General features: G+C 72.5%; 25 protein-coding genes. 17 read left to right on the top strand and 8 right to left on the bottom strand.

Annotated features, from left to right (window positions below; genetic code table 11):
- The first annotated feature begins 64 nt into the window (after positions 1–64).
- The 4 genes from OHT74_RS10075 to aroC all read left to right on the top strand — a co-directional run bounded on the left by OHT74_RS10075 (position 65) and on the right by aroC (position 4,027).
- On the top strand, positions 65–844 hold the full coding sequence (locus OHT74_RS10075) for an ArsR/SmtB family transcription factor (protein WP_266662766.1): 780 nt from the start codon (positions 65–67) through the stop codon (positions 842–844).
- Between the two features lie 204 nt (positions 845–1,048).
- Positions 1,049–1,456, top strand: a complete 408-nt coding sequence (locus OHT74_RS10070) for a cupin domain-containing protein (RefSeq protein WP_266662764.1) — start codon at positions 1,049–1,051, stop codon at positions 1,454–1,456.
- Positions 1,453–2,787, top strand: coding sequence for a class II 3-deoxy-7-phosphoheptulonate synthase (locus OHT74_RS10065; protein ID WP_328620075.1), 1,335 nt, complete (start codon positions 1,453–1,455; stop codon positions 2,785–2,787). The genes OHT74_RS10070 and OHT74_RS10065 overlap by 4 nt, the downstream gene beginning before the upstream one ends.
- Positions 2,788–2,815: 28 nt before the next feature.
- Positions 2,816–4,027 (top strand): chorismate synthase, encoded by a 1,212-nt coding sequence (gene aroC / locus OHT74_RS10060; RefSeq protein ID WP_328620074.1) that lies wholly within the window; start codon positions 2,816–2,818, stop codon positions 4,025–4,027.
- Positions 4,028–4,047: 20 nt separating this feature from the next.
- Here aroC and OHT74_RS10055 read toward each other — a convergent pair whose 3' ends face one another.
- Positions 4,048–4,497 (bottom strand): Lrp/AsnC family transcriptional regulator, encoded by a 450-nt coding sequence (locus tag OHT74_RS10055; protein ID WP_266662758.1) that lies wholly within the window; start codon positions 4,495–4,497, stop codon positions 4,048–4,050.
- Between the two features lie 132 nt (positions 4,498–4,629).
- Here OHT74_RS10055 and OHT74_RS10050 point away from each other — a divergent pair, with 132 nt between their 5' ends.
- The gene (locus OHT74_RS10050) at positions 4,630–5,634 is read left to right on the top strand and encodes an asparaginase (protein ID WP_266662756.1); all 1,005 of its coding nucleotides are present in this window, start codon (positions 4,630–4,632) and stop codon (positions 5,632–5,634) included.
- Between the two features lie 78 nt (positions 5,635–5,712).
- On the opposite strand, the gene meaB is transcribed toward OHT74_RS10050, so the two are convergent.
- From meaB to OHT74_RS10035, 3 genes are read right to left on the bottom strand one after another with little or no spacing between them, the layout of a single operon-like run.
- Positions 5,713–6,699: a methylmalonyl Co-A mutase-associated GTPase MeaB gene (gene meaB / locus OHT74_RS10045; protein ID WP_266662754.1), complete on the bottom strand. Its 987-nt coding sequence runs from the start codon at positions 6,697–6,699 to the stop codon at positions 5,713–5,715.
- 9 nt (positions 6,700–6,708) lie between these two features.
- On the bottom strand, positions 6,709–8,910 hold the full coding sequence (gene scpA / locus OHT74_RS10040; protein WP_266662751.1) for a methylmalonyl-CoA mutase: 2,202 nt from the start codon (positions 8,908–8,910) through the stop codon (positions 6,709–6,711).
- Positions 8,907–10,784 carry a methylmalonyl-CoA mutase family protein gene (locus OHT74_RS10035; RefSeq protein ID WP_328620073.1) on the bottom strand — a complete coding sequence of 626 codons (1,878 nt, stop codon included), beginning with the start codon at positions 10,782–10,784 and terminating at the stop codon, positions 8,907–8,909. The genes scpA and OHT74_RS10035 overlap by 4 nt, the downstream gene beginning before the upstream one ends.
- A gap of 901 nt (positions 10,785–11,685) precedes the next feature.
- Between OHT74_RS10035 and OHT74_RS10030 the strand changes: the two genes are divergently transcribed.
- The 6 genes from OHT74_RS10030 to OHT74_RS10005 all read left to right on the top strand — a co-directional run bounded on the left by OHT74_RS10030 (position 11,686) and on the right by OHT74_RS10005 (position 17,526).
- Positions 11,686–12,621: a TauD/TfdA dioxygenase family protein gene (locus tag OHT74_RS10030; protein WP_328620072.1), complete on the top strand. Its 936-nt coding sequence runs from the start codon at positions 11,686–11,688 to the stop codon at positions 12,619–12,621.
- A gap of 58 nt (positions 12,622–12,679) precedes the next feature.
- Complete coding sequence (gene ssuE, locus OHT74_RS10025; RefSeq protein WP_266662746.1) at positions 12,680–13,243, top strand: NADPH-dependent FMN reductase; 564 nt, start codon at positions 12,680–12,682, stop codon at positions 13,241–13,243.
- Positions 13,244–13,279: 36 nt separating this feature from the next.
- Positions 13,280–14,311, top strand: a complete 1,032-nt coding sequence (locus tag OHT74_RS10020; protein ID WP_328620071.1) for an ABC transporter substrate-binding protein — start codon at positions 13,280–13,282, stop codon at positions 14,309–14,311.
- Positions 14,312–14,316: 5 nt separating this feature from the next.
- Complete coding sequence (locus OHT74_RS10015; RefSeq protein WP_266634081.1) at positions 14,317–15,162, top strand: ABC transporter ATP-binding protein; 846 nt, start codon at positions 14,317–14,319, stop codon at positions 15,160–15,162.
- Positions 15,159–16,097 (top strand): ABC transporter permease, encoded by a 939-nt coding sequence (locus tag OHT74_RS10010; protein ID WP_328620070.1) that lies wholly within the window; start codon positions 15,159–15,161, stop codon positions 16,095–16,097. Before OHT74_RS10015 ends, OHT74_RS10010 begins: the two co-directional genes overlap by 4 nt.
- Positions 16,098–16,194: 97 nt before the next feature.
- On the top strand, positions 16,195–17,526 hold the full coding sequence (locus OHT74_RS10005) for an LLM class flavin-dependent oxidoreductase (protein WP_266997503.1): 1,332 nt from the start codon (positions 16,195–16,197) through the stop codon (positions 17,524–17,526).
- A gap of 75 nt (positions 17,527–17,601) precedes the next feature.
- On the opposite strand, the gene OHT74_RS10000 is transcribed toward OHT74_RS10005, so the two are convergent.
- Both OHT74_RS10000 and OHT74_RS09995 read right to left on the bottom strand, forming a co-directional pair.
- On the bottom strand, positions 17,602–18,522 hold the full coding sequence (locus OHT74_RS10000) for an NADP-dependent oxidoreductase (protein WP_266662740.1): 921 nt from the start codon (positions 18,520–18,522) through the stop codon (positions 17,602–17,604).
- 36 nt (positions 18,523–18,558) lie between these two features.
- The gene (locus OHT74_RS09995) at positions 18,559–19,272 is read right to left on the bottom strand and encodes a DUF2470 domain-containing protein (protein ID WP_328620069.1); all 714 of its coding nucleotides are present in this window, start codon (positions 19,270–19,272) and stop codon (positions 18,559–18,561) included.
- A gap of 160 nt (positions 19,273–19,432) precedes the next feature.
- Here OHT74_RS09995 and OHT74_RS09990 point away from each other — a divergent pair, with 160 nt between their 5' ends.
- From OHT74_RS09990 to OHT74_RS09975, 4 genes are all read left to right on the top strand, one after another.
- On the top strand, positions 19,433–19,828 hold the full coding sequence (locus OHT74_RS09990) for a cell division protein SepF (RefSeq protein ID WP_266662736.1): 396 nt from the start codon (positions 19,433–19,435) through the stop codon (positions 19,826–19,828).
- A 67-nt stretch (positions 19,829–19,895) separates the two neighbouring features.
- Complete coding sequence (locus tag OHT74_RS09985) at positions 19,896–21,119, top strand: ATP-binding protein (RefSeq protein WP_328620068.1); 1,224 nt, start codon at positions 19,896–19,898, stop codon at positions 21,117–21,119.
- A 23-nt stretch (positions 21,120–21,142) separates the two neighbouring features.
- Positions 21,143–21,511: a nucleotide pyrophosphohydrolase gene (locus tag OHT74_RS09980; protein ID WP_328620067.1), complete on the top strand. Its 369-nt coding sequence runs from the start codon at positions 21,143–21,145 to the stop codon at positions 21,509–21,511.
- A 123-nt stretch (positions 21,512–21,634) separates the two neighbouring features.
- Positions 21,635–22,120: a DUF6099 family protein gene (locus tag OHT74_RS09975; RefSeq protein WP_328620066.1), complete on the top strand. Its 486-nt coding sequence runs from the start codon at positions 21,635–21,637 to the stop codon at positions 22,118–22,120.
- 66 nt (positions 22,121–22,186) lie between these two features.
- On the opposite strand, the gene OHT74_RS09970 is transcribed toward OHT74_RS09975, so the two are convergent.
- Complete coding sequence (locus OHT74_RS09970) at positions 22,187–22,333, bottom strand: hypothetical protein (RefSeq protein WP_266662729.1); 147 nt, start codon at positions 22,331–22,333, stop codon at positions 22,187–22,189.
- A 197-nt stretch (positions 22,334–22,530) separates the two neighbouring features.
- On the opposite strand from OHT74_RS09970, the gene OHT74_RS09965 reads away from it, so the two are divergent.
- Positions 22,531–23,454, top strand: coding sequence for an LLM class F420-dependent oxidoreductase (locus tag OHT74_RS09965; protein ID WP_266662727.1), 924 nt, complete (start codon positions 22,531–22,533; stop codon positions 23,452–23,454).
- A gap of 16 nt (positions 23,455–23,470) precedes the next feature.
- Positions 23,471–24,406: a homocysteine S-methyltransferase gene (mmuM, locus tag OHT74_RS09960; protein WP_328620065.1), complete on the top strand. Its 936-nt coding sequence runs from the start codon at positions 23,471–23,473 to the stop codon at positions 24,404–24,406.
- Here mmuM and OHT74_RS09955 read toward each other — a convergent pair.
- Positions 24,385–25,401: a PASTA domain-containing protein gene (locus OHT74_RS09955; RefSeq protein ID WP_328620064.1), complete on the bottom strand. Its 1,017-nt coding sequence runs from the start codon at positions 25,399–25,401 to the stop codon at positions 24,385–24,387. The genes mmuM and OHT74_RS09955 overlap by 22 nt on opposite strands.
- Positions 25,402–25,470: the final 69 nt, after the last annotated feature.

Raw genomic sequence — 25,470 nt, 5'->3', positions numbered from 1 at the left:
GCCGTCAGTCTCGACGCCGAACGCTTCGCCGGCCGGCGAAGTGTCACGCGCATAGCATGGGCCCATGCCCATCGCGAGCAAGCCCCACGGTGACCAGCTCAACCGCCAGCCCGACATCGCCCGTACGGCCGCCCTGATCGCAGATCCCTCCCGCGCGCGCATCCTGAAGTCACTGAGCGACGGCCGCGCCCTGTCGGCCAAGATGCTCGCCGCGGAGGCGGGGGTCGGCGCTCCGACGGCGAGCGTCCACCTGGCGAAGCTGGTCGAGGCCGGCCTGATCACGGTGGAGAGCATCGGGCGCAGCCGGTACTACCGGCTGGTCGGGCCCGAGGTCAGCCTCGCCCTGGAGGCCCTCGCGGTGATCGCGCCCCCGCTCCCCATCACGACCCTGCGCGAGAGCAGCAGCGCGAACGCGCTGCGCCGGTCCCGCACGTGTTACGACCACCTCGCCGGCCAGCTCGGTGTCGCCCTGATGGGCGCTCTGCTCGACCACGGCATCCTCACCGGGCACGACGGCACCCACCGTCAGGCGGAGGCGGTGCGCGACCAGGCGTCCGGCTACGGACACGACCGCGACTACCGGCTCACGCCGGCCGGCCGGGACGCGCTGAGCCGCTTCGGCGTCGAGGTGGCCGGACTGCCGGGACGCCGGCGGCTCGTCCGGTACTGCGTGGACTGGAGCGAACAGCAGCACCACCTGGCCGGGGCGGTGGGGGCGGCCATCACGGCGCGGCTGTTCCAACTCGACTGGCTGCGCTACGGGGTGAGCCCGCGCGTCGTCCACCTCACCGACGCCGGCGTCGGCGGGGTCGCCGAGTGGCTCGGACTGCAGCTGGACGGCTGACCGGGCTTCGCCGCCCGAGGTGGAGACGGCCGGGCGACCGGCCGGGGCGGGCTCCACTTTCAGCCGATGGACTACCCCTGCGGAGGAGGACGCGCTCGCCGTGTCCGCCGGTCAGCCGATGCCCCGGGCGGCCTCACCGGCGGAAGCTGGGCTCACTCCGGCCCATCTTCGACCATCCCCGTACAGGGGAGGGACAGGACGAGAATGTCTCTTCCAACGCCCGCATACGAACCGCAGGACCGCAGCGTGACAGTGGTCCGCAACCTGATGTCCGGCGAGGTGCTCGACTCCCTCGCGTGGCAGCGCTGGGACGAGCCCGGTCGCACCGGTACGGCGATCCACGCCCTCTACACCACCGAGGCACCCCAGCAGGCCTCGGCCCAGCTGATCCGATTCGACCCGGGAGCCCACGGGGACCTGCACGAGCACCTCGGGTACGAGCTGATGTTCGTACTGCAGGGGGAGTTGGTCAACGACAACGGCGACCGGTACACGGCGGGCGACCTGATCATCGAGGAGCCCGGCAGCATCCACCGGATCGGCACCCCGACCGGCTGCACGCTGCTCGGAGTCCGGGAGGCCCCGGTCGTGCCCAGAAGCCAGACGGCATGAGTGCTTCCGCCGTTCCCTCCTACCGCGGCCTTCCCGCTGCCCAGCAGCCGAGCTGGCCGGATCCTGCGGCCCTGCGCGGGGTCGTGGCCGACCTCGAGTCCTACCCGCCCCTCGTGTTCGCCGGTGAGTGCGACCTGCTGCGCGAGCGGCTCGCCGAGGTCGCCGAGGGCCGGGCGTTCCTGCTCCAGGGCGGCGACTGCGCCGAGGCCTTCGACGCGGTCACCGCGGAGCACATCAAGAACAAGCTGAAGACCCTGCTCCAGATGGCGGTCGTGCTGACCTACGCGGCATCGGTGCCGGTGGTCAAGGTCGGCCGGATCGCCGGCCAGTACTCCAAGCCCCGCTCGCAGCTCACCGAGGTGCGCGACGGCGTCGAACTGCCGGTGTACCGGGGCGACTCGGTCAACGGGCCGGAGTTCACCGCGCAGTCCCGCCGCCCGGACCCGGAGCGGCTCAAGCGGATGTACCACGCCTCTGCCGCGACGCTGAACCTGGTCCGCGCGTTCACCACGGGCGGCTACGCCGATCTGCGCCAGGTGCACGCCTGGAACCAGGACTTCGTGGCCCTCTCCCCGTCCGGAGAGCGCTACGAGAAGCTGGCCCGGGAGATCGACGGCGCACTGTCTTTCATGCGGGCCTGCGGCGCCGAACCGGAGGAGTTCGCGACGACCGAGTTCTTCGCCAGCCACGAAGCGCTGGTGCTGGACTACGAGTCGGCACTGACCCGGGTGGACTACCGCAGCGGCGAACTGTACGACGTGTCGGCGCACATGGTGTGGATCGGTGAGCGCACCCGCCAACTGGACGGCGCACACATCGAGTTCGCGTCCCGGATCCGTAATCCGATCGGCGTGAAGCTCGGCCCGGCCACCACGGCCGACGACGCCCTCGCGCTGATCGACAAGCTGGACCCGGACCGGGAGCCCGGCCGGCTGACCTTCATCACCCGGATGGGAGCCGGCAAGGTCCGGGACCTGCTGCCCACCCTGGTGGAGAAGGTCACCGCCTCCGGCGCCCGGGTGGTGTGGCAGTGCGACCCGATGCACGGCAACACCTTCTCGTCCGACAGCGGGTTCAAGACCCGCAGGTTCGACGACGTCCTGGGCGAGGTGAAGGGCTTCTTCGAGGTGCACCGCGGACTCGGCACCCACCCGGGAGGCATCCACGTGGAGCTGACGGGCGACAACGTCACCGAGTGCGTCGGAGGAGCCGACGAGATCACGGACGCGGACCTCAAGAGGCGGTACGAGACCGCCTGCGACCCGCGGTTGAACCGCAGCCAGTCGCTGGACCTGGCGTTCCTGGTCGCGGAGATGTACCGCGACCACTGATGTGCCGACCGGAGGAGCAGGGAACAGCATGGGTACGTTGCGGTGGCTGACCGCGGGGGAGTCGCACGGTCCCGCACTGGTGGCGACGCTGGAGGGGCTGCCGGCCGGTGTGCCGGTCACCACGCAGCTGGTGGCGGACCACCTGGCGCGCCGGCGGCTCGGCCACGGCCGTGGCACGCGGATGAACTTCGAGCGGGACGAGGTCACGTTCCTCGGCGGGGTCCGGCACGGCGCGACCCTGGGGTCGCCGGTCGCGGTCATGGTCGGGAACACCGAGTGGCCGAAGTGGGAGAAGGTCATGGCGGCGGACCCGGTGGACCCGGCCGAGGTGTCCGCGCTGGCCCGGAACGCGCCGCTGACCAGGCCCCGCCCCGGGCACGCGGATCTGGCGGGCATGCAGAAGTACGGCTTCGACGAGGCCCGGCCCGTTCTGGAGCGGGCCAGCGCCCGGGAGACGGCGGCTCGGGTGGCCCTGGGCGCGGTGGCCCGTTCGTTCCTCCGGGAGACGGCGGGGATCGAGGTCCTGTCGCACGTCGTGGAACTGGGATCGGTCACCGCCCCGTACGGGGTCCACCCGACGCCGGCGGACGTCGAGCGGCTGGACGCCGACCCGGTGCGCTGCCTGGACCTGACCACCTCGAAGGAGATGGTCGCCGAGATCGACGAGGCCCACAGGGAGGGAGACACGCTGGGGGGTGTCGTCGAGGTGCTGGCGTACGGCGTGCCCGTGGGACTCGGCTCGCACGTGCACTGGGACCGGCGGCTCGATGCCCGGCTGGCCGCCGCGCTCATGGGGATCCAGGCGATCAAGGGAGTGGAGGTGGGGGACGGGTTCGGCCTCGCGCGGGTGCCCGGCTCCCGGGCGCACGACGAGATCCTCGCAGCCGGGGACGGGGTGCGGCGGGCGACGAACCGCTCGGGCGGCACCGAGGGCGGTCTGACCACGGGTGGGCTGCTTCGGCTGCGGGCCGCGATGAAGCCGATCGCGACCGTGCCGCGTGCACTCGCCACCGTCGACGTCGCCACCGGCGAGGCCGCCACGGCGCACCACCAGCGGTCCGACGTCTGCGCGGTTCCGGCTGCCGGAATCGTGGCCGAGGCGATGGTCGCGCTGGTCCTGGCCGACGCGGTGGTGGAGAAATTCGGCGGCGACAGCGTCGCCGAGACCCGCCGCAACGTCCGGTCGTACCTCCGCCACCTGGCCGTCCGGTCCGCGGAACCCCGCCTTGCCGCGGTGTGATCAGGGCGTCCCCGTCCGGCTCAGACGGGCAGGCCGGTCGGTTCCTTGATGCGCTTCATGATGATCTGCGAGTTGACCTCGGTGACCCCGGAGAGGGCCGTCAGCTGCTCGATCCACAGGCGCTCGTACGCGCGCAGGTCCGCGACGGCGATCCGCAGCAGGCAGCCGGGGCTGCCGAAGAGGCGGTAGGCCTCGATGACGTCGGGGATGCCCTGGAGGGCGGCCTCGAAGGCCTCCACCGCGGCGCGGTCGCGGCGCACCTCCACCGAGACGAGCACCTCGAAGCCGCGGCCCACCGCCTCGGGGGAGATCACGGCGCGGTAGCCCTGGATCACCCCGTCCTGTTCCAGCTGGCGCACGCGGCGCATACAAGGGGAGGGGGTCAGGCCCACGCGCGCGGCGAGCTCCTGGTTGCTGAGGCGGCCGTCGGCCTGGAGCTCGCGCAAGATTTCACGGTCAATGGCATCCATGGCGCAATTATCGCCGAGCCTGTTTGAACGGATCGGCAGAAACTGGCAATCGTATTGCGCGTAGATCTCACTATCATTGCCACTTACGGCACATCTGTGCGATATATCGCCCGTACGTGAGAAAGGGTGGCCATGGGACGGATCGTCGTCATCAGCACCGGTGGGACGATAGCCAGCCGCTGGCAGGGCTCCGGCTTCGCGGCGGACGCCGACGGCAGCGAGGTCGTGGCCACGGCGCCGCTGCCCGAGGACATCACCGTCGAGGTGGTGGACCTGTTCAGCGTGAACAGCCCCCGGCTGACCACCGCCCACCAGCTCACCCTGCTGCGCACCGTGCACGAGGTGCTCGCCGACCCGGACGTGGACGGCATCGTCGTCACGCACGGCACCGACACCCTCGAGGAGTCGGCCTTCCTCGTCGACCTCCACCACCACGACGCCCGCTCCGTGGTGTTCACCGGCTCCCAGCGCCCCATGGGCACCGCCGACGGGGACGGACCGGGCAACCTGTACGACGCGCTGCTCACCGCCGCCACCACGAGGGGGCTCGGCGTACTGATCGCCTTCGGCGGGCGGGTCCACGCGGCCCGCGGGACGGTGAAGACCCAGGCGGTCGCGCTGGACGCGTTCGCCGACCCCTCCGCCGAGCTCTTCGGGAAGATCGGCTTCGGCAAGGTCACCATGCTGCGCACCCCGCAGCGCCCGGAGCCGCTGCCGCTGCCCGCGATGCCGGAGCTGCCGCCGCGGGTGGACATGGTGATGCACCACGCGGACGGCGACCCGGTGCTCCTGAACGCGGCGGTCGCGGCCGGTGCGCGGGGCATCGTCCTGATCGGCACGGGCGCGGGCAACGCCACGCCGGAGATCGTGGACGCGGTGAAGGACGCCGTGGCGCGGGGCGTGCTGGTCGCGCTGACCACGCGGGTTGCCGCCGGGCCGGTGACGGAGATCTACACCCACGGCGGCGCAGTGGACCTGGTGGCGGCGGGAGCGGTCCCGACGGGCACGCTGCGCGGCCCGCAGGCCCGCATCGCGGTCCTCTCGGCGCTGCTGGCCGCCACGGATCCGGCGGAGCAGGGGCGCGTCCTGCGGCGCACCCTGTCCTCGACGGACCCGGCCGCCCTGGTCACTGTCTGACCCCGGCCGGGTGCCGCTGCGGTCGCTGCCCGGCCTTGACCGGGTGCCGCTGCGCGCTGTCGTCCCCCCGCGCTGCGGCTACCCCCGGCCGAACGCCGAGAGGATCCGGTCCGCCGCCGACGTGGGGGTGACGCTGCCCGCGCGGACGGCGGCCTCCAGGCCCGGGGCCAGGTCCCGGACCGACGGATCGGCACGCAGCCGCTCCAGGAGCTCGTCCCGGACCATCGACCAGGTCCACTCCACCTGCTGCGCCGCCCGCTTGGCGGCCAGCCGGCCCCCCGCGTCCAGCAGCCGCCGGTGCTGCTCCAGCCGGTTCCACACCTCGTCCAGACCCGCCGACTCCCGCGCACTGCACGTCAGCACCGGTGGCGTCCACGCCGCGTCGGCGGGGTGCATCAGGCGCAGCGCGCCCGACAACTCCCGCGCCGCCGCCTTCGCGTCACGCTCGTGCGGGCCGTCCGCCTTGTTCACCGCGAGGACGTCCGCCAGCTCCAGGACGCCCTTCTTGATGCCCTGGAGCTGATCTCCCGTACGGGCCAGGGAGAGGAGGAGGAAGGAGTCGACCATGCCCGCGACCGTGGTCTCCGACTGGCCCACGCCGACCGTCTCGACGAGGACGACGTCGTAGCCCGCCGCCTCCATCACGATCATCGACTCCCGCGTGGCCTTGGCGACCCCGCCCAGCGTCCCCGCCGAGGGGGACGGGCGGACGAAGGCCGAGGAGTCGACGGCCAGCCGCTCCATCCGGGTCTTGTCACCCAGGATCGAGCCGCCCGTACGGGTGGAGGAAGGGTCCACGGCCAGGACCGCGACCCGGTGGCCCAGCCCCGTCAGCATCGTGCCGAACGCATCGATGAACGTGGACTTGCCGACGCCCGGCACCCCGCTGATACCGATCCGCCGGGCCCGCCCCGAGTGGGGCAGCAGCTCCGTCAACAGCCCCTGCGCGAGCGCCCGGTGAGCGGGCAGGGTGGACTCGACGAGCGTGATCGCGCGCGCGATGAACGCGCGCTTCCCGTCGAGCACCCCCTTCGCGTAGGCCTCGATGTCGATCTTCGGAGGCATCGGCCGCGCCTACAGCTCGTGGCCCAGATCCGCGGCCAGCCGCGTCACCAGGTCGTGGGCCGCGTCCGGGATCACCGTGCCGGGCGGGAACACCGCCGCAGCGCCCATCTCCAGCAGCGTCGGCACATCGGCCGGCGGGATCACCCCGCCCACCACGATCATGATGTCCTCGCGCCCCTCCTCCGCCAACTGCTCGCGCAGCGCCGGTACGAGGGTCAGGTGGCCGGCCGCCAGCGACGACACGCCCACCACGTGGACGTCCGCCTCGACGGCCTGACGGGCCACCTCCGCCGGGGTCTGGAACAGCGGGCCGACGTCCACGTCGAAGCCCAGGTCGGCGAAGGCGGTCGCAATCACCTTCTGGCCGCGGTCGTGGCCGTCCTGGCCCATCTTGGCGACCAGGACACGCGGACGGCGGCCCTCCGCCTCCTCGAACCGGTCGACCAGCGCACGGGTGCGCTCCACGTTCGGGGACTCGCCCGCCTCGGTGCGGTACACACCCGAAATCGTACGGATCTGGCTCGCGTGCCGCCCGTACACCTTCTCGAGTGCGTCCGAGATCTCACCCACGGTCGCCTTGGCCCGCGCCGCGTCCACCGCCAGCGCGAGGAGGTTGCCCTCCATGCCCTGCCCGGCCCCCCGCTCGGCCGCGTTCGTCAGCGCCCGCAGCGCGTCCTGCGTGACGGCCTCGTCGCGCTCCTCGCGCAGCCGCCGCAGCTTCTCGATCTGCTGCGTGCGCACCGAGGAGTTGTCGACCTTGAGCACGTCGATCAGCTCGTCGTTCGCCACCCGGTACTTGTTCACGCCGATCACCGGCTGGCGCCCCGAGTCGATCCGCGCCTGCGTACGGGCCGCGGCCTCCTCCACGCGCAGCTTCGGGATGCCCGCGTCGATCGCCTGCGCCATGCCGCCGGCCGCCTCGACCTCCTGGATGTGCTGCCAGGCCCGGCGCGCCAGGTCGTACGTCAGCTTCTCGACGTACGCGCTGCCGCCCCACGGGTCGATCGACCGGCAGGTCCCCGACTCCTGCTGGAGCAGCAGCTGGGTGTTGCGGGCGATGCGCGCCGAGAAGTCCGTCGGCAGTGCGAGCGCCTCGTCGAGGGCGTTGGTGTGCAGCGACTGGGTGTGCCCCTGGGTCGCCGCCATCGCCTCGATGCACGTACGCGTCACGTTGTTGAAGACGTCCTGCGCCGTCAGCGACCAGCCGGAGGTCTGCGAATGGGTGCGCAGCGACAGCGACTTGGCGTTCTGCGGGTCGAACTGCTTGACGAGCCGCGCCCACAGCAGCCGGGCGGCGCGCAGCTTCGCGACCTCCATGAAGAAGTTCATGCCGATCGCCCAGAAGAACGACAGGCGCGGGGCGAACGCGTCCACGTTCAGCCCGACGGCCTGTCCGGCGCGCAGGTACTCCACGCCGTCCGCGAGGGTGTACGCGAGCTCCAGGTCGGCCGTGGCGCCGGCCTCCTGGATGTGGTAGCCGGAGATCGAGATGGAGTTGTACCGCGGCATCTTCTGCGAGGTGAACGAGAAGATGTCGGAGATGATCCGCATCGAGGGCTTGGGCGGATAGATGTAGGTGTTGCGGACCATGAACTCTTTGAGGATGTCGTTCTGGATGGTCCCGGCGAGCTTCTCGGGGGAGACGCCCTGCTCCTCCGCCGCCACGATGTACAGCGCGAGGACCGGCAGCACCGCGCCGTTCATCGTCATCGACACCGTCATCTTGTCCAGCGGGATGCCGTCGAAGAGCTGCCGCATGTCGTAGATCGAGTCGATCGCCACGCCCGCCATGCCGACGTCGCCCGTGACGCGCGGGTGGTCGCTGTCGTAGCCGCGGTGCGTGGGCAGGTCGAAGGCGATCGACAGGCCCTTCTGGCCGGCCGCGAGGTTGCGCCGGTAGAAGGCGTTCGACTCCTCGGCCGTGGAGAAGCCCGCGTACTGGCGGATCGTCCAGGGCTGGTTCACGTACATGGTCGGGTACGGGCCGCGCAGGTACGGGGCCATGCCCGGGTAGGTCTGCAGGAAGTCCAGGCCCTCCAGGTCCCGGCCCGTGTACAGCGGCTTCACGCCGATGCCCTCGGGGGTCTCCCACAGCAGGTCGCCGGCGGCGGTCCCGGTGGACTCCTTCACCGCCGCACGCCACTGGTCCTCGGAGCCTGCCGCGCAGGCGCCGCCGCCCAGAGCGAGCGCGGAGAAATCGGGGATGCTCACAGCGCGATTCCCATCCGGTCGAGTACGGAGGACAGCACGGCGACCGCATCGCAGCCGGCGAAGACGTACTCGTCCACGGCGCCGGCCGAGGTGCCGGGCTTGCCCGCGAGGAACACGGTCGTCGCACCGGCCGCGCGCAGGGCCTCGGCCACCGCCTCGGCCTGCTCCTCGTACAGCGCGTCGCTGGAGCACAGCACGGCCATGCCGTCCGCGCCGCTCGCGGCGTAGGCCCCGGCGGCCGTCGCCGGGTCCACCGACACCGGGTCGTGCACCGCCTCGATGCCGCCCGCCTGGAACAGGTTCGCGGCGAAGGTGGCGCGCGCGGTGTGCGCGGCCGCCGGGCCCAGCGCGGCGAGGAAGATCCGCGGGCGGTTCCCGGTCGCGGCCAGGTGGGCGTCGCTGCGGGCGCGCAGCGCCTCGTACGCCTCGTCGCGCCGTACGCGGGGCAGCCCGCCGGTGGGACCCGCCGGGGCGGGCTCGCGGTCGAGGGGCTTCTCCGAGAGCAGCGGGAACTCGCTGACTCCCGTGATGGGTTCGCGGCGCTTGGCGAGCTTCTTGGAGCGCTCGGCCCAGGTCGCGGCGAGCCGGTCGGCGACCAGGCCGGAGCGCAGGGCGGCGGCCAGGCCGCCGGCCTTCTCGATCGTCTGGAAGAACTCCCAGGCGGCGTGCGCGAGTTCGTCGGTGAGCTGCTCGACGTAGTACGAGCCGCCGGCCGGGTCGATGACGCGGGCCAGGTGCGACTCCTCCAACAGGATGGTGGAGGTGTTGCGGGAGATGCGGCGCGCGAAGGCGTCCGGCAGGCCCAGCTCGTGGTCGAAGGGGAGCACGGTGACCGAGTCGGCCCCGCCCACGCCCGCCGCCATGCAGGCGACGGTGGTGCGCAGCATGTTCACCCAGGGGTCGCGGCGGGTCATCATCACCGGCGAGGTGACGGCGTGCTGGCGCTGGGCGCCGGCGTCGGGGGCCCCGCAGGCCTCGGCGATCCGGGCCCACAGGCGGCGGGCGGCGCGGAACTTCGCGATGGTGAGGAACTGGTCGGCGGTCGCGGCGTAGCGGAACTCGAGCTGGCCGAGGGCGGCTTGGACGTCGAGGGTGTCGGCCGTGCGTTCGCCGTCGGTCAGAGCGCGGAGGTAGGCGACGCCGGTGGCCAGGGACAGCCCCAGCTCCTCGGCTGCGCTACCGCCGGCCTCGTGGTACGGCAGGGCGTCGACGGCGAGGGCGCGGACGCCGGGCCAGTGCGCGGCCACCTCCCGGGCGAGCCCGACGGCGCCGGCCAGGTCCAGGACTTCACCCGTACGGGCCTCGTGGCCCAGCGGGTCGGCGCCGAGGCTCGCGCGGGCGGCCTCGGGGGCCACCCCGCGCTCGGCGTACAGGCGCAGCAAGGCGCGGGCGGCTCCGGCGTATTCGGCTCCGGCGTCCAGGGAGACGGGCGCCAGGTCGAGGTAGACGCCGTCGAGGGCGCGGGGGAGCGCGTCGACCGGGAGCCCGCCGGGTCCGCCCAGGGACAGCCAGATGGAGGTGACCCCGTTCTCGAGGTCGGTGAGAACGGCCTCGTTCACCCGTGCGGGATCACTGCCGAGGTGCCGCTGCCGCACGTCCCAGCCGCCGGCGGCACCGCCCGCGGGGCTGCCGCCCCGGACGAACGGAGCGAACCCGGGGAAACCGGTTTCGGCGGCCGTTTCGGGCGCGGTGTACAGCGGGCGGGTGGTGAGCCCGTCCTCGAGCTTTGTGGACAACGCGTCTTCTGCAGCATCGCCGGATACATCCTTGCCGGACTTGCGTAGAACGCCCTCTACCAGGCGCTGCCACTGCTCATGCGTCGCGTCAGGGAACTCGGCGGCCAAGGAGAGCCCGTCATCAGGCAGGACCGTCATGGCTCGAATGCTAGGGGGGTCACCTTGGGAACCACTATAACGACAGGGTGTGATCTCGCCCTCTCATGTGAGACGGGTCGGGTCACGAAAGAGCGCCCTGAGCGGGCGAGCGCCTGGCGGGTGCGGGCTCGGTCCCGAGGGCATCCGAACCGGCGGCAACGGACCGCGGTGTCGGCGAACGCGTGGCGGTCGCGTTGCAGGGGCATGAAATCCGGCCATGGTTTTCGGCCGTCGCGGAGTATGGCGCGACGCATTCCCGGGATGGCATAGGGCCAGGTCAGAGCCAGTGTGCCGCGGCGGGTGGGAGCTTCGGGCGGGGGTCGTTCCGGCCTGCCGGGCGGGGCTTGACCGCTGCCCGGGCCGCTGACAGTCTCCGAGCCATGACCGCGTTCGAGCTTCCCGCCCCGCGGCTCCACACCCCCGGCTCCTGTACCGCGCCGGGTTCGTGTCCGGGCCGCTGTCCGGCCCCGCGCCGCGCTTAGGCGCCGCCCCGGGCCCGGACCGATGACCGTTCGGCCTTCCCCCGAACCGGCCGTCGGCCATCCGGCCCAGAACTGCCCGGCTCCGCGCCGGCCTCTCCCCTCTCTCCTCTCGCCGACCGCCCTGCGGCCCTGGTCCACGAGCGTCCGGTCCGTACGGCCCCGGCCTACCGGCCACCGGCTCGATCCGGCCACCCAGCCCAAAGCTGACCCGGCCTCCCGCTCACCAGCCTCCGGCCGACCCGGCCCGGCCTCCGGCGCTCGCCTCGCCGTCAACCGGCGCAGGGCCGACCTCGCTCGCGGCACCTCTGTCCCTGTCCATGGCCTCGGCCTCGGTCAACCGGCCCGGCCCACGGTCCCCGGCCAACAGGTCTGCCCGTGCGTCCTTCCTCCACTACGGACACCAACCCCAGGGAGTTCCCATGAGCACTGCCACCCGTACCCAGCTCACCGTCACCCGGATCGGTGGGCGGATCGGTGCCGAGATCGGGGGTGTGCGGCTCGATGGGGAGCTCGGTGGCGATGTCGTCGCCGAGATCCGCGCCGCGCTCCTCGCCCACAAGGTCGTCTTCTTCCGCGACCAGGACCACCTGGACGAGGCCGGACACGAAGCCTTCGCCCGACTCCTCGGCACGCCCGTCGCCCACCCCACCGTGCCCTCCGCCGACGGCCGTTACGCCCTTGGCATCGACTCCCACCACGGCGCCCGCGCCAACCAGTGGCACACCGACGTCACCTTCGTCCCCGCCTACCCCGCCTTCTCCATCCTCCGCGCCGTCACGATCCCCCCGTACGGCGGCAACACCCTCTGGGCGAACACCGCCACCGCCTACGCCAACCTCCCCGAGCCGCTGCGCAGCCTCGCCGACAGCCTGCGCGCCGTGCACTCCAACGCGTACGACTACGCCGCCCTCAAGCCCGACGCCCTCCCCGAGGCGCTGGCCCAGTACCGCGAGGTGTTCACCTCCACCGAGTTCCTCACCGAGCACCCCGTCGTCCGCGTCCACCCCGAGACCGGCGAACGCACCCTGCTGCTCGGCAACTTCGTCCAGCGGATCAAGGGCCTCACCGGCCGCGACTCCCGTGCCCTCCTCGACCTCTTCCAGGCGCACATCGAGAGCCCCGAGAACACCGTCCGCCGGCAGTGGCGGGCCGGCGACGTCGCGATCTGGGACAACCGGGCCACCCAGCACTACGGCGTCGACGACTCCGACGAGCACGAGCGCACCCTGCGCCGCGTGACGGTGGACGGCGACGTCCCGGTCGGCCCGGACGGGGTCCCGTCCCGCCTGATCAGCCCGCAGACCGTGCCCGACCCGTCCTTCGGCATCCCCTCCGGCGCATCCGCCGACGCCTGACCCGCCGGCTCCCGACCCGCCCCGCCCGCCCGCTCGTACGACGCCCCAAGGAGGCCCCGTGCCCACCCTGCTCGCCCTCTCCGGCAGCCCCTCCCCGCACTCCCGTACCGCCGTCGTCGCCGACCACGTCCTGCGCCGCCTCTCCCACGCCGGCTACGACACCGCCCACCTCGCCGTACGGGAGCTCCCCGCCGCCGACCTCCTCTCCGCCCGCCGCGGGGAGCCGGAGATCCGCCGGGCCCTCGAAGCCGTCGCCGAGGCCGACGGGATCATCGTCGCGACCCCGGTCTACAAGGCCTCGTACACCGGCCTGCTCAAGGCCTTCCTCGATCTGCTCCCGCAGGACGGGCTGGCCGGCAAAACGGTTCTGCCGATCGCCACCGGCGGCAGCCTCGCCCACGTCCTGACCCTCGACTACGCCCTGCGCCCGGTACTCGCCGCCCTCGGCGCCCGGCACGTCACCGCCGGGCGGTTCGTCCTGGACTCCTCCGTGGAGCGCGGGACCGGCCCCGGCCGGCTGCGGCCCGAGGCGGAGCTGGACCTCTTCCAGGCCGTCGACGAGTTCGCCGAGGCGCTGAACGCCCGGTCCTCCGCCGCCCCCTTCGCGACGACCGCCCCGTAGCGGCCCCGAAACCCCCGATTCCCGACAAGGAACCCCATGTCCGCAGCCCTCGCCTCCACCCCCACCTCCCGACGCCAGTTCCTCACCCTGCTCGGCATCTCGGCGGCCGCGGTGAGCTGCGGCACGGCCACCGCCTCCGGCGGATCCGGCAAGCAGGTCACGTCCCTCAAGTACCAGGGCGCCGTCGGCACCGTCCTGCTCCCCGAACTGGCCGCGGACCTCGGCCATCTGGGCGGCCTGACCCTCGACTGGGTCGGCAACACCATCAGCGGTCCCCAGGACATCCAGTCCGCCGCCACCGGCCAGACCCACTTCGGCGGAGCCTTCAACGGCGCGATCGTCAAACTCGCCTCGAGCAAGGCCCAGATCCAGTCCGTCGTCTCCTACTACGGCTCCGACAAGGACACCTACCTCGGCTACTACGTTCTGGAGGACAGCCCGATCCGCTCGCCCCGCGACCTGATCGGCAAGAAGGTCGGCATGAACACCCTGGGCGCCCATGCCCAGGCCCTGCTGGACATCTACCTGGAGCGCAGCGGCCTCTCCAGGGCCGAGGCCGCGAAGGTCGAGTCCCTCGTGGTCCCGCCCGTCAACACCGAACAGGCGCTGCGCCAGAAGCAGATCGAGGTCGGGGTGCTCAGCGGCGTCCTGCGGGACAAGGCCCTCGCCGCCGGCGGCATCCGCCCGCTGTTCAAGGACTTCGAGCTGCTGGGCGCCTTCAGCGCCGGGTCGTACGTGATGACCCGGCGGTTCATCAAGGAGAACCCCGACACCGTACGGACCTTCACGACCGGTGTCGCCAAGGCCATCGAGTGGTCCCGGACCACCCCGCGCGAGGAGGTCATCGCCCGGATGACCGAGATCGTCAAGAAGCGCGGCCGCAACGAGGACACCTCCACCCTCCAGTACTGGCGCTCGTTCGGGGTGGCCGAGACCGGCGGCCGCATCGCCGACAAGGAGTTCCAGCTGTGGATCGACTGGCTCGGTGAGCGCGGCGAGATCAAGAAGGGCCAGCTCAAGCCCTCCGACCTGTACACGAACGAGTTCAACGACCAGGGGAAGGGCTGAGCACCATGGCGAAGATCGTGTTCGAGTCCGTGACGAAGACCTTCCCGAGGAAGCAGGCCAAGGGCAGGAGGGCCGGGGCCCTCGGCGACGGCGGCAGCTTCACCGCCCTCGACGGAGTGGACCTGGAGATCGGGGCCGGGGAGTTCGTGGTGGTCGTCGGCCCCAGCGGCTGCGGCAAGTCCACCCTCCTCGACCTGCTCGGAGGCCTGACCCGGCCCACCTCCGGCAGGATCCTGCTCGACGGCGAGCCGGTCACCGGACCGGGCCTGGACCGGGGCATCGTCTTCCAGCAGTACGCGCTGCTGCCCTGGCGCACGGCGCTCGGCAACATCGAGTTCGGGCTGGAGGCGACCGGCGTACCCCGCCGCGAACGCACCGAGCGGGCCCGGGAGTTCCTGGACCTCGTCGGCCTCACCGGCTTCGAGGACCGCCACCCGCACGAGCTGTCCGGAGGGATGCGCCAGCGCGTGGCCATCGCCCGGTCCCTCGCCTACGACCCGGACGTCCTGCTGATGGACGAGCCGTTCGCCGCGCTCGACGCGCAGACCCGGGAGTCGCTCCAGGACGAGCTGCGCCGGATCTGGCAGCGCACCGGCAAGACGGTCGTCTTCATCACCCACGGCATCGAGGAGGCCGTGTACCTCGGGCAGCGGGTGGCCGTGATGACCTCCCGCCCCGGCCGGATCAAGGAGGCCGTCCCCGTCTCCTTCGGCGACCGGGCCACCGGCGCCGGCGGGGAGGAGCTGCGCTCCAGCCCGGAATTCGCCCGCTACCGCCACGAGATCTGGACCCTGCTCCACGACGAGGTGGCCCGCGCCCAGCAACTGGAGAAGGAGGAGGCCACCGTATGAGCACCGGAACCGATACGAAGAGCACCGCGGCCGGGGCGGAAGCGGGTCCGCAGGACCCCGTACGCACCCCTGCGCCCGCGCCGGTACGCGAACCGGCGCCGGTACGCACACCCGCGCCGGCACCGCCCGCCCCCGCCCCGGCTCCGGCTGCCCCGCCCGCCCTGCGGGCCATCGCCCGGTGGCTGCGCGCGGCGGCCCTCCGCTCGGCGGCGATCGTCGCCCTGCTCGCGGTCTGGGAGGCGGCGCCCCGGCTCGGGCTGGTGGACTCCACCTTCCTCCCGCCGGTCAGCGAGGTCGCCGCGGCCTGGTGGGAACTGGCGGGCAACGGCCGGCTGGCCGAGCACACGCAGGCCAGCCTGATCCGCTCCTTCGGCGGCTTCGGCATCGCCGTCGTCGTCGCCGTCCCGCTCGGCCTGCTCATCGGCTGGTACCGCCCCGTCGCGGCGCTGCTCGGCCCGCTGTTGGAGGTGTTCCGCAATACGGCGGCTCTCGCGCTGCTGCCGGTGTTCGTACTGCTGCTGGGCATAGGCGAGACCTCGAAGGTCTCCATCGTCGTCTACGCCTGCGTCTGGCCGATCCTGCTGAACACCATCAGCGCCGTCGGCAACGCCGACCCGACGCTGGTCAGACTCGCCCGGTCCATGGACCTGTCCACACCGAGGCTGTTCCAGAAGGTGATCCTGCCTGCGTCCGTACCGGCCGTCTTCACCGGCATCCGGCTGGCCGGAGCCGTCTCGATCCTGGTCCTCGTCGCCGCCGAGATGATCGGGGCCAAGGCGGGGCTCGGCTATCTGATCAACGCCTCGCAGTACAACTTCGCGATACCGGAGATGTACGCGGGCATCGTCACCATCTCCGCCATCGGCGTGACCTTCAACCAGTTGCTGGTCGTGATCGAACGCCGCCTCAGCCTCTGGCGCGTGCCGGCCGCTTGACGCCCTACGGGCCCGGACTCCCAGCCCGCGCCTCGATCGCCGGCGGGGCTGGGCTCGGGCCCGGCACATCAGACTCACCGACCCGAGGAACACCACCATGACCGCACCCCGGACCCTCCACCTCAACGCCTTCCTCATGAACGCCGGTCACCACGACGCCGCCTGGCGGCACCCCGGCAGCAACCCCGAGCGGGTCACCGACCTGCGGTACTTCCAGGAGCTGGCGCAGACCGCCGAGCGCGGGCGGCTCGACTCGGTGTTCTTCGCCGACGGGCTCGCCCTCTGGGGCAAGGCCCGTTACAACGCCCTCGGCGGGTTCGAGCCGCTCACCCTGCTCTCCGCCATCGCCGCCGTCACCGAGCACATCGGGCTCATCGCCACCGTCTCCACCACCTTCAACGAGCCGTTCCACCTCGCCCGCAAATTCGCCTCCCTCGACCACATCAGCAACGGCCGCGCCGGCTGGAACATCGTCACCTCCGGCACCGTCGACGAGGCCCGCAACTTCGGCCGGGACGAGCACCTCGAGCACAGCCTCCGCTACGACCGCGCCCGCGAGTTCCTCGACGTCGCCACCAAGCTCTGGGACAGCTGGGAGGACGACGCGATCGTCCTCGACAAGGAGCGCGGCATCTACGCCGACACCGACAAGCTGCACCCCGCCGCCCACCGCGGCACGTACTTCGGCGTGGCCGGCCCGCTCAACGTGCCCCGCTCCCCGCAGGGCCACCCGCTCCTCGTGCAGGCCGGGTCCTCCGAGGACGGCAAGGAGTTCGCCGCCCAGTACGCCGAGGCCGTCTTCACCGCGCAGCAGACCCTGGCCGACGGGCAGACCTTCTACAAGGACCTCAAGTCGCGTCTCGCCAAGTACGGCCGCACCGGGTCCGACCTGCTCGTCCTCCCCGGCATCGCGCCCGTCATCGGCTCCACCGAGGCCGAGGCGAAGGCCCTGGAGCAGGAGCTCACCGACCTCCAGGTGCCGGAGTACGGGCTCGCCCAGCTCTCCGGCATGCTCGGCACCGACCTCACCGGCCACCCCCTCGACGGCCCGCTGCCCGAGCTCCCCGAGGAACGGGACATCAACGGCAACAAGAGCCGCTTCACCCTCGTCGCCGAACTGGCCCGCCGCGACGGCCTCACGCTGCGCGAGCTGATCGCCCGCCTCGGCGCCGGCCGCGGCCACCGCGTCTTCGCCGGCACGCCCGAGCAGATCGCCGACCAGCTGGAGGAGTGGTTCACCCAAGGCGCTGCCGACGGCTTCAACATCATGGCGCCCGTCCTGCCGACCGGGCTGACGGCCTTCGTCGACCACGTCGTGCCGATCCTGCAGAGGCGCGGCCTGTTCCGTACGGAGTACACCGGTACGACCCTGCGCGAGAACTACGGCCTCCCGCGCCCGGCGAACCGGTACGCGCAGGCCGCCTCGTGACGGACCCCGCGCCCTGACCCGCCCTGCCGCGGACCGCCGGAGACCCGTACTCCGGCGGCCCGCGGCGCAGCGCCGTCAGACCGTCAGTACGATCTTGCCGCGCGTGCGGCCCGCCGCGCTGAGTTCCCAGGCCTTCGCGGCCTCGGCGAGCGGCAGTGCGTGCTCCACGTTGACCGTGAGCTTCCCCGCGTCGGCCAGTTCCCCGAGGAACGTCAGGTCGGCGGAGTCCGGGCGCACCCACAGCTGGTGCGCGCCCTTGGCCGCGGCCTCGTAGTCGGCGATGGAGACCACCCGGCTGCGCTCCTTGACGAGCGACTGGAGGATCTCGACGGCGCCGTCTCCGAAGAAGTCCAGCCCCGCGTCGATGCCTTCGGGGGCGAGCGCGCGGATCCGGTCCGCCAGGCCCTCCCCGTACAGGACGGGCTCGGCGCCGAGCGAGCGCAGGTAGTCGTGGTTGTGCGCGCCGGCCGTGCCGATGACGCGCAGGCCGAGCGCTACGGCGATCTGCACGCCGAGGGAGCCGGTGCCGCCGGCCGCGGAGTGGATGACCACGGTCTCGCCGGCCTTGAGGCCCACGCGGACGAGGGACTGGTACGCGGTGAGGCCGGCCAGCGGGATGCCCGCGGCCTGCTCGAAGGTCAGCCCGCGCGGCTTGCGGGCCAGCGTCCGGACAGGGGCGCTGACCAGTTCGGCGTAGGTGCCGAGCTCGACCCACTCCTTGCGGACGTACCCGTAGACCTCGTCGCCGACCGCATGGTCGAAGGTGTCGGGGCCGACGGCCTCGACGACTCCGGCGACGTCCCAGCCGGGTATGACCGGGTAGCGGACTTCGAGGATCGGGTCGAGATATCCGGCGGCGAGCTTCCAGTCCACCGGGTTCACGCCGGCTGCCTTGACCCGGACCAGCACCTCGCCCGGGCCGACCTTGGGCTGCGGTACGTCAACGAGCGTGAGGTTCTCGGAAGTTCCATATGCGCTGTACGTGATTGCCTTCATGATCGTCCCCAACGGAACCCCGTACGGACGTATTCCTCAGGCGGGCAGGCTGTTGCGGTGCGAGCTCCGCCGGGCCGCGCTGAACAGGGCCTGGATCTGCACCCCGGACTGCTCGACGTCGTCGAGGGGCGAGGGGAACGGCAGCCGTACGTCGCGGTGTCCGCGCCGCTGCTCCAGGCGCAGGGTGATCCCGTACCGGTCCATGGCGAGCGGCAGTACGCGCAGGATCGCGCCGGTGGGCAGCGGCTGGACCAGGCGCAGCAGGAGGGTGACGAGTTCGGCGTGGTCGTCGAGGAGGTGTGTGAGCATCCCGGCCTCGAACGGCGCGAGCGGGTCGGGGCAGGCCGCGTCGAGCTCTTCGAGGCCGACGTACGAGCGGCCCTCCGCGGTCTCGAGGACGGCGCGGCCGAATTCCATGCAGGTGGAGTCGGCGCCTTCGTCCGTGTAGGGCGAGAGCAGCCGGCCCAGGATCGTGACGCGGGCGCGCACCCGGTCCCGTACGGGGGTGGGGGCGATGTCGGTGAACTCCAGCCGGATCGAAGGCCGGTACTCGCCGTCGCCGCCGGGCTCGCCGGGGTGCAGGTGCAGCCGGCCCATCGGGTCCGCCCCGTCGAGGTGGCGGACCTCGCTGCGCAGTCCGTCGGTGACCACGGTCATGGAGTGTGCGGCGACCAGGACCGACCGGACCCGCTCGGCGTCGGTGGGCCGGCCGGCGGCCGGGGTGGCAGGGGCAGCACCGGACATGCGCATGCGGGTCTCCATCGTCCTGGGCGAGTGACTTAGGCATGCCTAACCTAACCTATTCGCTTTCGCAGGAGTACCCTGCGTCGCTCGTGTCGTTGTTGGGCTGAACGGGTGAAACGCGAGAGGATGGCGGGATGCACATGAAGCGCACGGCCGAGGCGGCCCGGTGAGCAGGTACGACGTCACGGACGAACAGTGGGAGGGGCTCGCGCAGGTGGTCCCCCTGCGCAGTCGCAACGAGTGGCCCTCCCGGGTGGACCACCGCACGATCCCCACGGCGCCGGGAGCTGCCGCGGCGGAACAGCGGCGCTTCGTCGTGATCCGGGTCCAGATCTTCGCCGATGCCAGGGAGGTGGCCGAGTACCTGATCGCGCAGATCCCGGTGCTGCTCGACCTCACCGGCGCGGACGGCGAAGTGGCCAAGCGGATCCTCGACTTCAGCAGCGGCGTGGTCTTCGGACTGGGCAGCGGGATGCACCGGGTCGACCGGAACGTCTTCCTGCTGGCGCCCGTCGGGACCGAGGTCGAGGGGATCGCGGCCGCCGCCGTCCCCCGATCGTAGGAAGGTCGCCTCGGCGGAACGGTTCGCCGGGCCCACCAGGGGTCCGGCGGGCCGTACCGTCCGGCGCATGGACGCCACCTTGGACTTGGACGCGCAGGGAGCCACGGCTTCTGCGCGTGCCGGGTTATCCGCCGTACCTGCCGACCATGTGCTCCCGCCTGCCGTCGTGCACCACCGTCCCGCCGTCACCGAGTTGCGGCTCTCCGCCTTCGGGGCGCACCGCGCGGCCGTCTTCCCGCTCGGGCCCGTGACCTTCCTGACCGGGCCCAGCGGCAGCGGCAAGTCCCAGGCCTTCGCCGCCTACGAGGCCCTGGCCGGGCTCGGATCCGGGGCCACCCTGGAGGAGGCGTTTCCCGACCCGCGGGCCCGGATCCCCGACCGGGCCCTGCCCGACGGCGAGGGGCGGCGCGGATTCCGCATCGGCTGCACCGTCGACGGCCCGGCCGGGCCCGTCCGCCTCGACCTCGCCGTCCAGGCCGAACCCGCACTGCGGATCGTCGGCGAACGGCTCTCGGTGGGCGGGCAGATCCTGCTCAGCACCGCCCTGCGCGACCCCGGCCGGCGCTCCGTCCAGGCCTCTTGGCTGACCGGCGGGGCCATCGGCGTCACCCGGGCCCCGCTGCCCGACGACCGGCTCGGCACCGCCCTGCTCCCGCTGCGCGTGGCCGGCGCCACGGCCGGACAGCGGCAGGTCCTCGCCGCCGCCGAGCAGGTGGTGGTGGCCCTGCGCTCGGTGTTCCCCTGCGACCCGCGCCCCGATCGGATGCGGGCCCCCGTCCCGCCGGGCGCGGGCCGGCTGCTCGGCGACTGCGCCAACCTGGCCGACGTGCTGCGCCGGACCCGCCACGAATGCGGCACCCGCCATGCGCTGCTGGCCGCGGCGGCGCGGACCGGCTGTTCGGGCCCGGTGGCGGGTCTGGACGTACGGGCCCCCGCGCACGGCCCGGTCACGGCGCTGCTGGACCGCGGCTCCGCCGGGCCCGCCACGGAACTGGGCCGGCTGGGCGCGGGCGAGCTCCGGTTCCTCGCGCTGGCGCTGGTCCTGCTGACCGGTCCGGGGGTACTGGCCATGGATCCGGCCGCCGAACTGCTCTCCGCCCGGCAGACGCTGACCGTCCTCGCCGACGGCTTCGACCGCGGCCTGGACCGGCGGCAGAACGCCGAGCTGCTGCGGCTGGCCCTGCTGTGCTGCGGCCGCGGCCATGTCCGCCTGGTCGCCGCGGTGGGGGAGGAGACCGCCGCGGCCGCCCGTGTGACCCCGGGGGTGACGGTGGTAGACCTGACGCCATGAGCGATGAGCAGGACGTACAGCACGTGGACGAGCTGCACCCGGAGGAGCGGCTGCGGCAACTGCAGCGGCGGCTGGCCGAGTTCGCTGCCGTGCGCGGCTGGGAGCCGTACCACACGCCCAAGAACCTGGCCGTGGCGCTGAGCGTGGAGGCTTCCGAACTGGTCGAAATCTTCCAGTGGCTGACCCCGGAACAGTCGGCGAAGGTCATGGAGAAGCCGGACACCGCGCACCGCGTGGCCGATGAGGTGGCCGACGTGCTGGCGTATCTGCTGCAGTTCTGTGAGGTTCTCGGGGTGGATGTGCTGGATGCGCTCGCCGCGAAGATCGAGAGGAACGAGCTCCGCTTCCCGGTGACGGGGCCTCCGACATCGAATTGTCACTCTTCGGAGTGATGGCGTCGTCCACAACCATGTTTGTGTCCATAGATTTCCGAATACCCCTGGCTTTACTGGCTCATTGCCCTCACTCTGGGTAGTGGTGAGAACGGTGGATGTCGTGCGGACGGGGGACGGCATATGGATGCGGTACGGCTCATCGCGGCCGGCCGGCACGCGCTGGCACAGAGCGGGGCGGCGATGGACATCGTGGGCGAGGCCTGGCAGGCCCAGGCGCTCGCGCAGGGGATAGGGAGCTGGCTGGCGGTCACCGGGCCGCCGGAGCTGAGATCGGAGGCACGGGGACTGGGCGAAGCAGGGGGCAGAGGCTGCGGGGTGCTCGACAGAGCCGCCCTGCGCGGCGAGGGCAGCGCGCCCGACTATCCGCCGAGAGCGGCGCAGCTGACCGAGGTGGTGGATGTCCGCCAGGCTCTGCTCGGACTGCAGGCGTTGCTCGGCGAAGTGGGGATAGCCCTGGTCGGGGTGGCCTGTGCGACGGACGACGAAGGCCTGTACTGGCAGTGCATAGAGTCCATCGACGCGGCCGACGAATCGAGCGACCGGGTCCGGGCCGTCCTGCGGCGCCTGGCGGTCCGCGAACGGGGGTCCGCCTCGGGCGTGGCCTGACGGGAGCGGACGTACGACGGGAGAACGGGGTCGAGGGTCCCGCCGCGCGCGACGGGACCCGCACGGTCAGTACGACCGGTAGGACGGGCGCTCGCTCTCGGGGGTACGGCTGCCCGGGGCCGACGGCGCGCCGGGGGTGCGGTCCGTGGAGGACTGGAGGTCGGCGTCGAGCTGCGACAGGTCGGCGTTCAGCGCCGCCATCAGCTCTTCCATCTGCTGCAGCAGGCCCTTCGGCGCGCCGCCCTGGGCGGCCGTCGTGGGCTCCTGACGTGCGTGGTCGTGTAACGATCCCCGTCCGGGCCGGTCACTGGCCGGGTGCGGGGTGGACCGCCGGGTTGACGCAGATTCACCCCGCCGGGGTGGGACGGGGGCGCCTGCCGGAGGCGGCCGGGGGAGGCAGGATGGGAGGTATGGATCTCCGTATTTTCACCGAACCCCAGCAGGGCGCCAGCTACGACACCCTCCTGACCGTCGCGAAGGCCACCGAGGACCTGGGCTTCGACGCGTTCTTCCGGTCCGACCACTATCTGCGGATGGGATCGGCGGACGGCCTGCCCGGGCCCACCGACGCCTGGATCACCCTCGCGGGCCTGGCCCGCGAGACGCGGCGGATCCGGCTGGGCACGCTGATGACGGCCGGCACCTTCCGGCTGCCCGGCGTACTCGCCATCCAGGTGGCCCAGGTCGACCAGATGTCCGGAGGCCGGGTCGAACTGGGCCTGGGAGCGGGCTGGTTCGAGGAGGAGCACAAGGCGTACGGCATCCCGTTCCCGGCGGAGCGGATGGCCCGGCTGGAGGAGCAGCTGGCCATCGTCACCGGCCTGTGGGCCACCGATCCCGGCGCCACGTTCGACTACGCCGGTACCCACTACCAGGTGGAGAAGTCCCCGGCGCTGCCCAAGCCGGCCCAGGCCAAGGTGCCCGTGCTCATCGGCGGCCACGGCGCGAAGCGCACCCCGCGCCTCGCCGCCCGGTACGCCGACGAGTTCAACATGCCGTTCGCGTCGATCGCGGACAGCGAGCGGCAGTTCGGCCGGGTGCGCTCGGCCGCCGAGGAGGCAGGGCGCAAGGCCGACGACCTCGTCTACTCCAACGCCCTCGTGGTGTGCGTCGGCAGGGACGACGCCGAGGTCGCCCGCCGCGCCGCCGCCATCGGCCGGGACGTGGACGAGCTCAAGGCCAACGGCCTGGCCGGCTCCCCGGCCGAGGTCGTGGAGAAGATCGGCGCCTACGCGGCCGTCGGCAGCTCCCGCGTCTACCTCCAGCTGCTCGACCTCGACGACCTGGACCACCTGGAGCTGATCTCGGCCCAGGTGCTGTCCCAGCTCGGCTGAGGGAGGCGCACGACCGATGCCCCGCGCGTCCGGCCCGCTCGCCGAAGCCCTGGCCCGCAGGGTCGTGCTCCTGGACGGCGGGCTGAGCAACCAGCTCGCCGACCAGGGCTGCGACCTGTCCGGCGGCCTCTGGTCGGGCCGGGTGCTCGCCGAGCGGCCGGACCAGGTGGAGGCCGCCCACACGGCGTACGCGCGGGCCGGCGCCGAGGTGCTGATCACCGCCGGCTACCAGGTGGGGTACGAGGCCTTCGCCGCCCACGGCCACGACCGGGCCGCGACCACCGCCCTGCTGCAGCGCAGCGTCACACTCGCCGCCCGGGCGGCCGAGGCCGCGGACCACGAGGTCTGGGTCGCCGCCTCGGTCGGCCCGTACGGGGCGGTGCTCGCGGACGGCTCCGAGTACCGCGGGCGGTACGGGCTGAGCGTGCGCGAGCTCGCCGCCTTCCACCGCCCGCGCATCGAGGCACTGCTCGAGGCGGGCCCCGACGTCCTGGCCCTGGAGACCGTCCCGGACGCCGACGAGGCCGAAGCCCTCCTCACCGTCCTCGCCGGCACCGGCGTGCCCGCCTGGCTGAGCTACACCGTGGCCGACGCCCGCACCCGCGCCGGCCAGCCCCTCCCCGAGGCCTTCGCCCTCGCGGCCGGGACCCCGGAGATCATCGCCCTCGGCGTCAACTGCTGCGCCCCGGCGGACGTGCTGCCCGCCCTCGAGGCCGCCGCCTCCGTCACCGCCAAGCCGCTCCTGGCCTACCCCAATGACGGCTCCGTCTGGGACGCGGCCACCGGCGAATGGCACGCCCCCGCCGACCCCGCCCCCTGGCCCACCGCCGCCTGGACCCGCACCGGCGCCCGCCTCATCGGCGGCTGCTGCCGCATCGGCCCTGCGGGCATCGCCGAACTGGCCGCCGGGATTTCCCGGGGTGGGACCAATCAGGGGCGCCAGCGGGGCTGACCGGGACCCTTGCAGGTGTAGGAGGTGCCCTTCTTGCTGACGCCGGTCGCCCCGGCCGGGGAGCAGAACGCACCGGGCGTCACGGTGTTTCCGCCTCCGCCGCCGCTGTCGGACCCGCCGGAGGAGGAAGACCCCCCGGAGGAAGACCCTCCCGAGGAGGACCCCCCGGACGTGGATCCCCCGGAAGAGGAGCCGCCCGACGCGGAGCTGCCGGAGTCGTCGTCATGCGTCGGCACCGGCTCGGGGTGGAGCCGGGTGTTCGGTGCACCCGGGCAGGTGGTCCCGGGAGACACGAGCTTCAGGGAGGCCGAGGTGGTACCGGGCGCGCTGATTTCCTTGCCCTCTTCGGGCTCCTGGAAGCAGACGGCCCAGTCGTCCACGGCGGCCGACAGGGTGACGTCCGTGAACGCGCTCTGCGGCTCGATCTTCCGGAAGCCGATCGGCTTGAGCGTCTCGGACGCCTTGGCGAAGGTCAGGCCGACGATCTTGGGCATCTTCGGATAGAGGATCGGATCCCCGTCCTTCGCGGGGCACGGGGCGTCGGTGCGGACCACGCCGAAGTCGAGCGCGGGTATCGCACCGGCCTTCTCGGTGACCAGGCTCTGGAAGCACACCTTCCAGTCGTCCTCGGTCACTTGGGCGGCGCTCCCCTCGGACGCGTCGTGCGAGAGCACCTGGAATCCCGCGGCGAGCGCGGTGGCTCTCGCCTCCTTGAGGTTCCGGCCAACGAGAGCGGGCGGCTCGGTCCGGCTGGGGCTCGCACTGGGCGAGGCGGACGCGAGAGCGGCCGGCTTGGCGTCGGCCTCCGCCTTCTTCGGCGGGTCGCCCAGGAAGGGCGTGAGGAACCACAGACCGGCCAGGACCGTCGCCACGATCTTCTTGGCCTGCCCCCACCGGCTGGTCCAGGCGAGCGCGATGCCCGCGGGCGGGATCACGACCAGCAGGGCGATGATCAGGGCGGGATGCTGCCACCAGCGGCGCACGGGCGCGGGCATGGGTGGGTAAGGCTGCGGCGGGTACACGAGGGGAAGCCCTCCTGGGCGACGGGGCTGCGGGGACACGGG

The organism is Streptomyces sp. NBC_00354, from assembly GCF_036106915.1.
In the GTDB taxonomy this organism is placed as follows: Bacteria; Actinomycetota; Actinomycetes; order Streptomycetales; family Streptomycetaceae; genus Streptomyces.
Note: the sequence above shows the minus strand (reverse complement) of the source record. Positions and strands in the feature narration are given on the sequence as shown.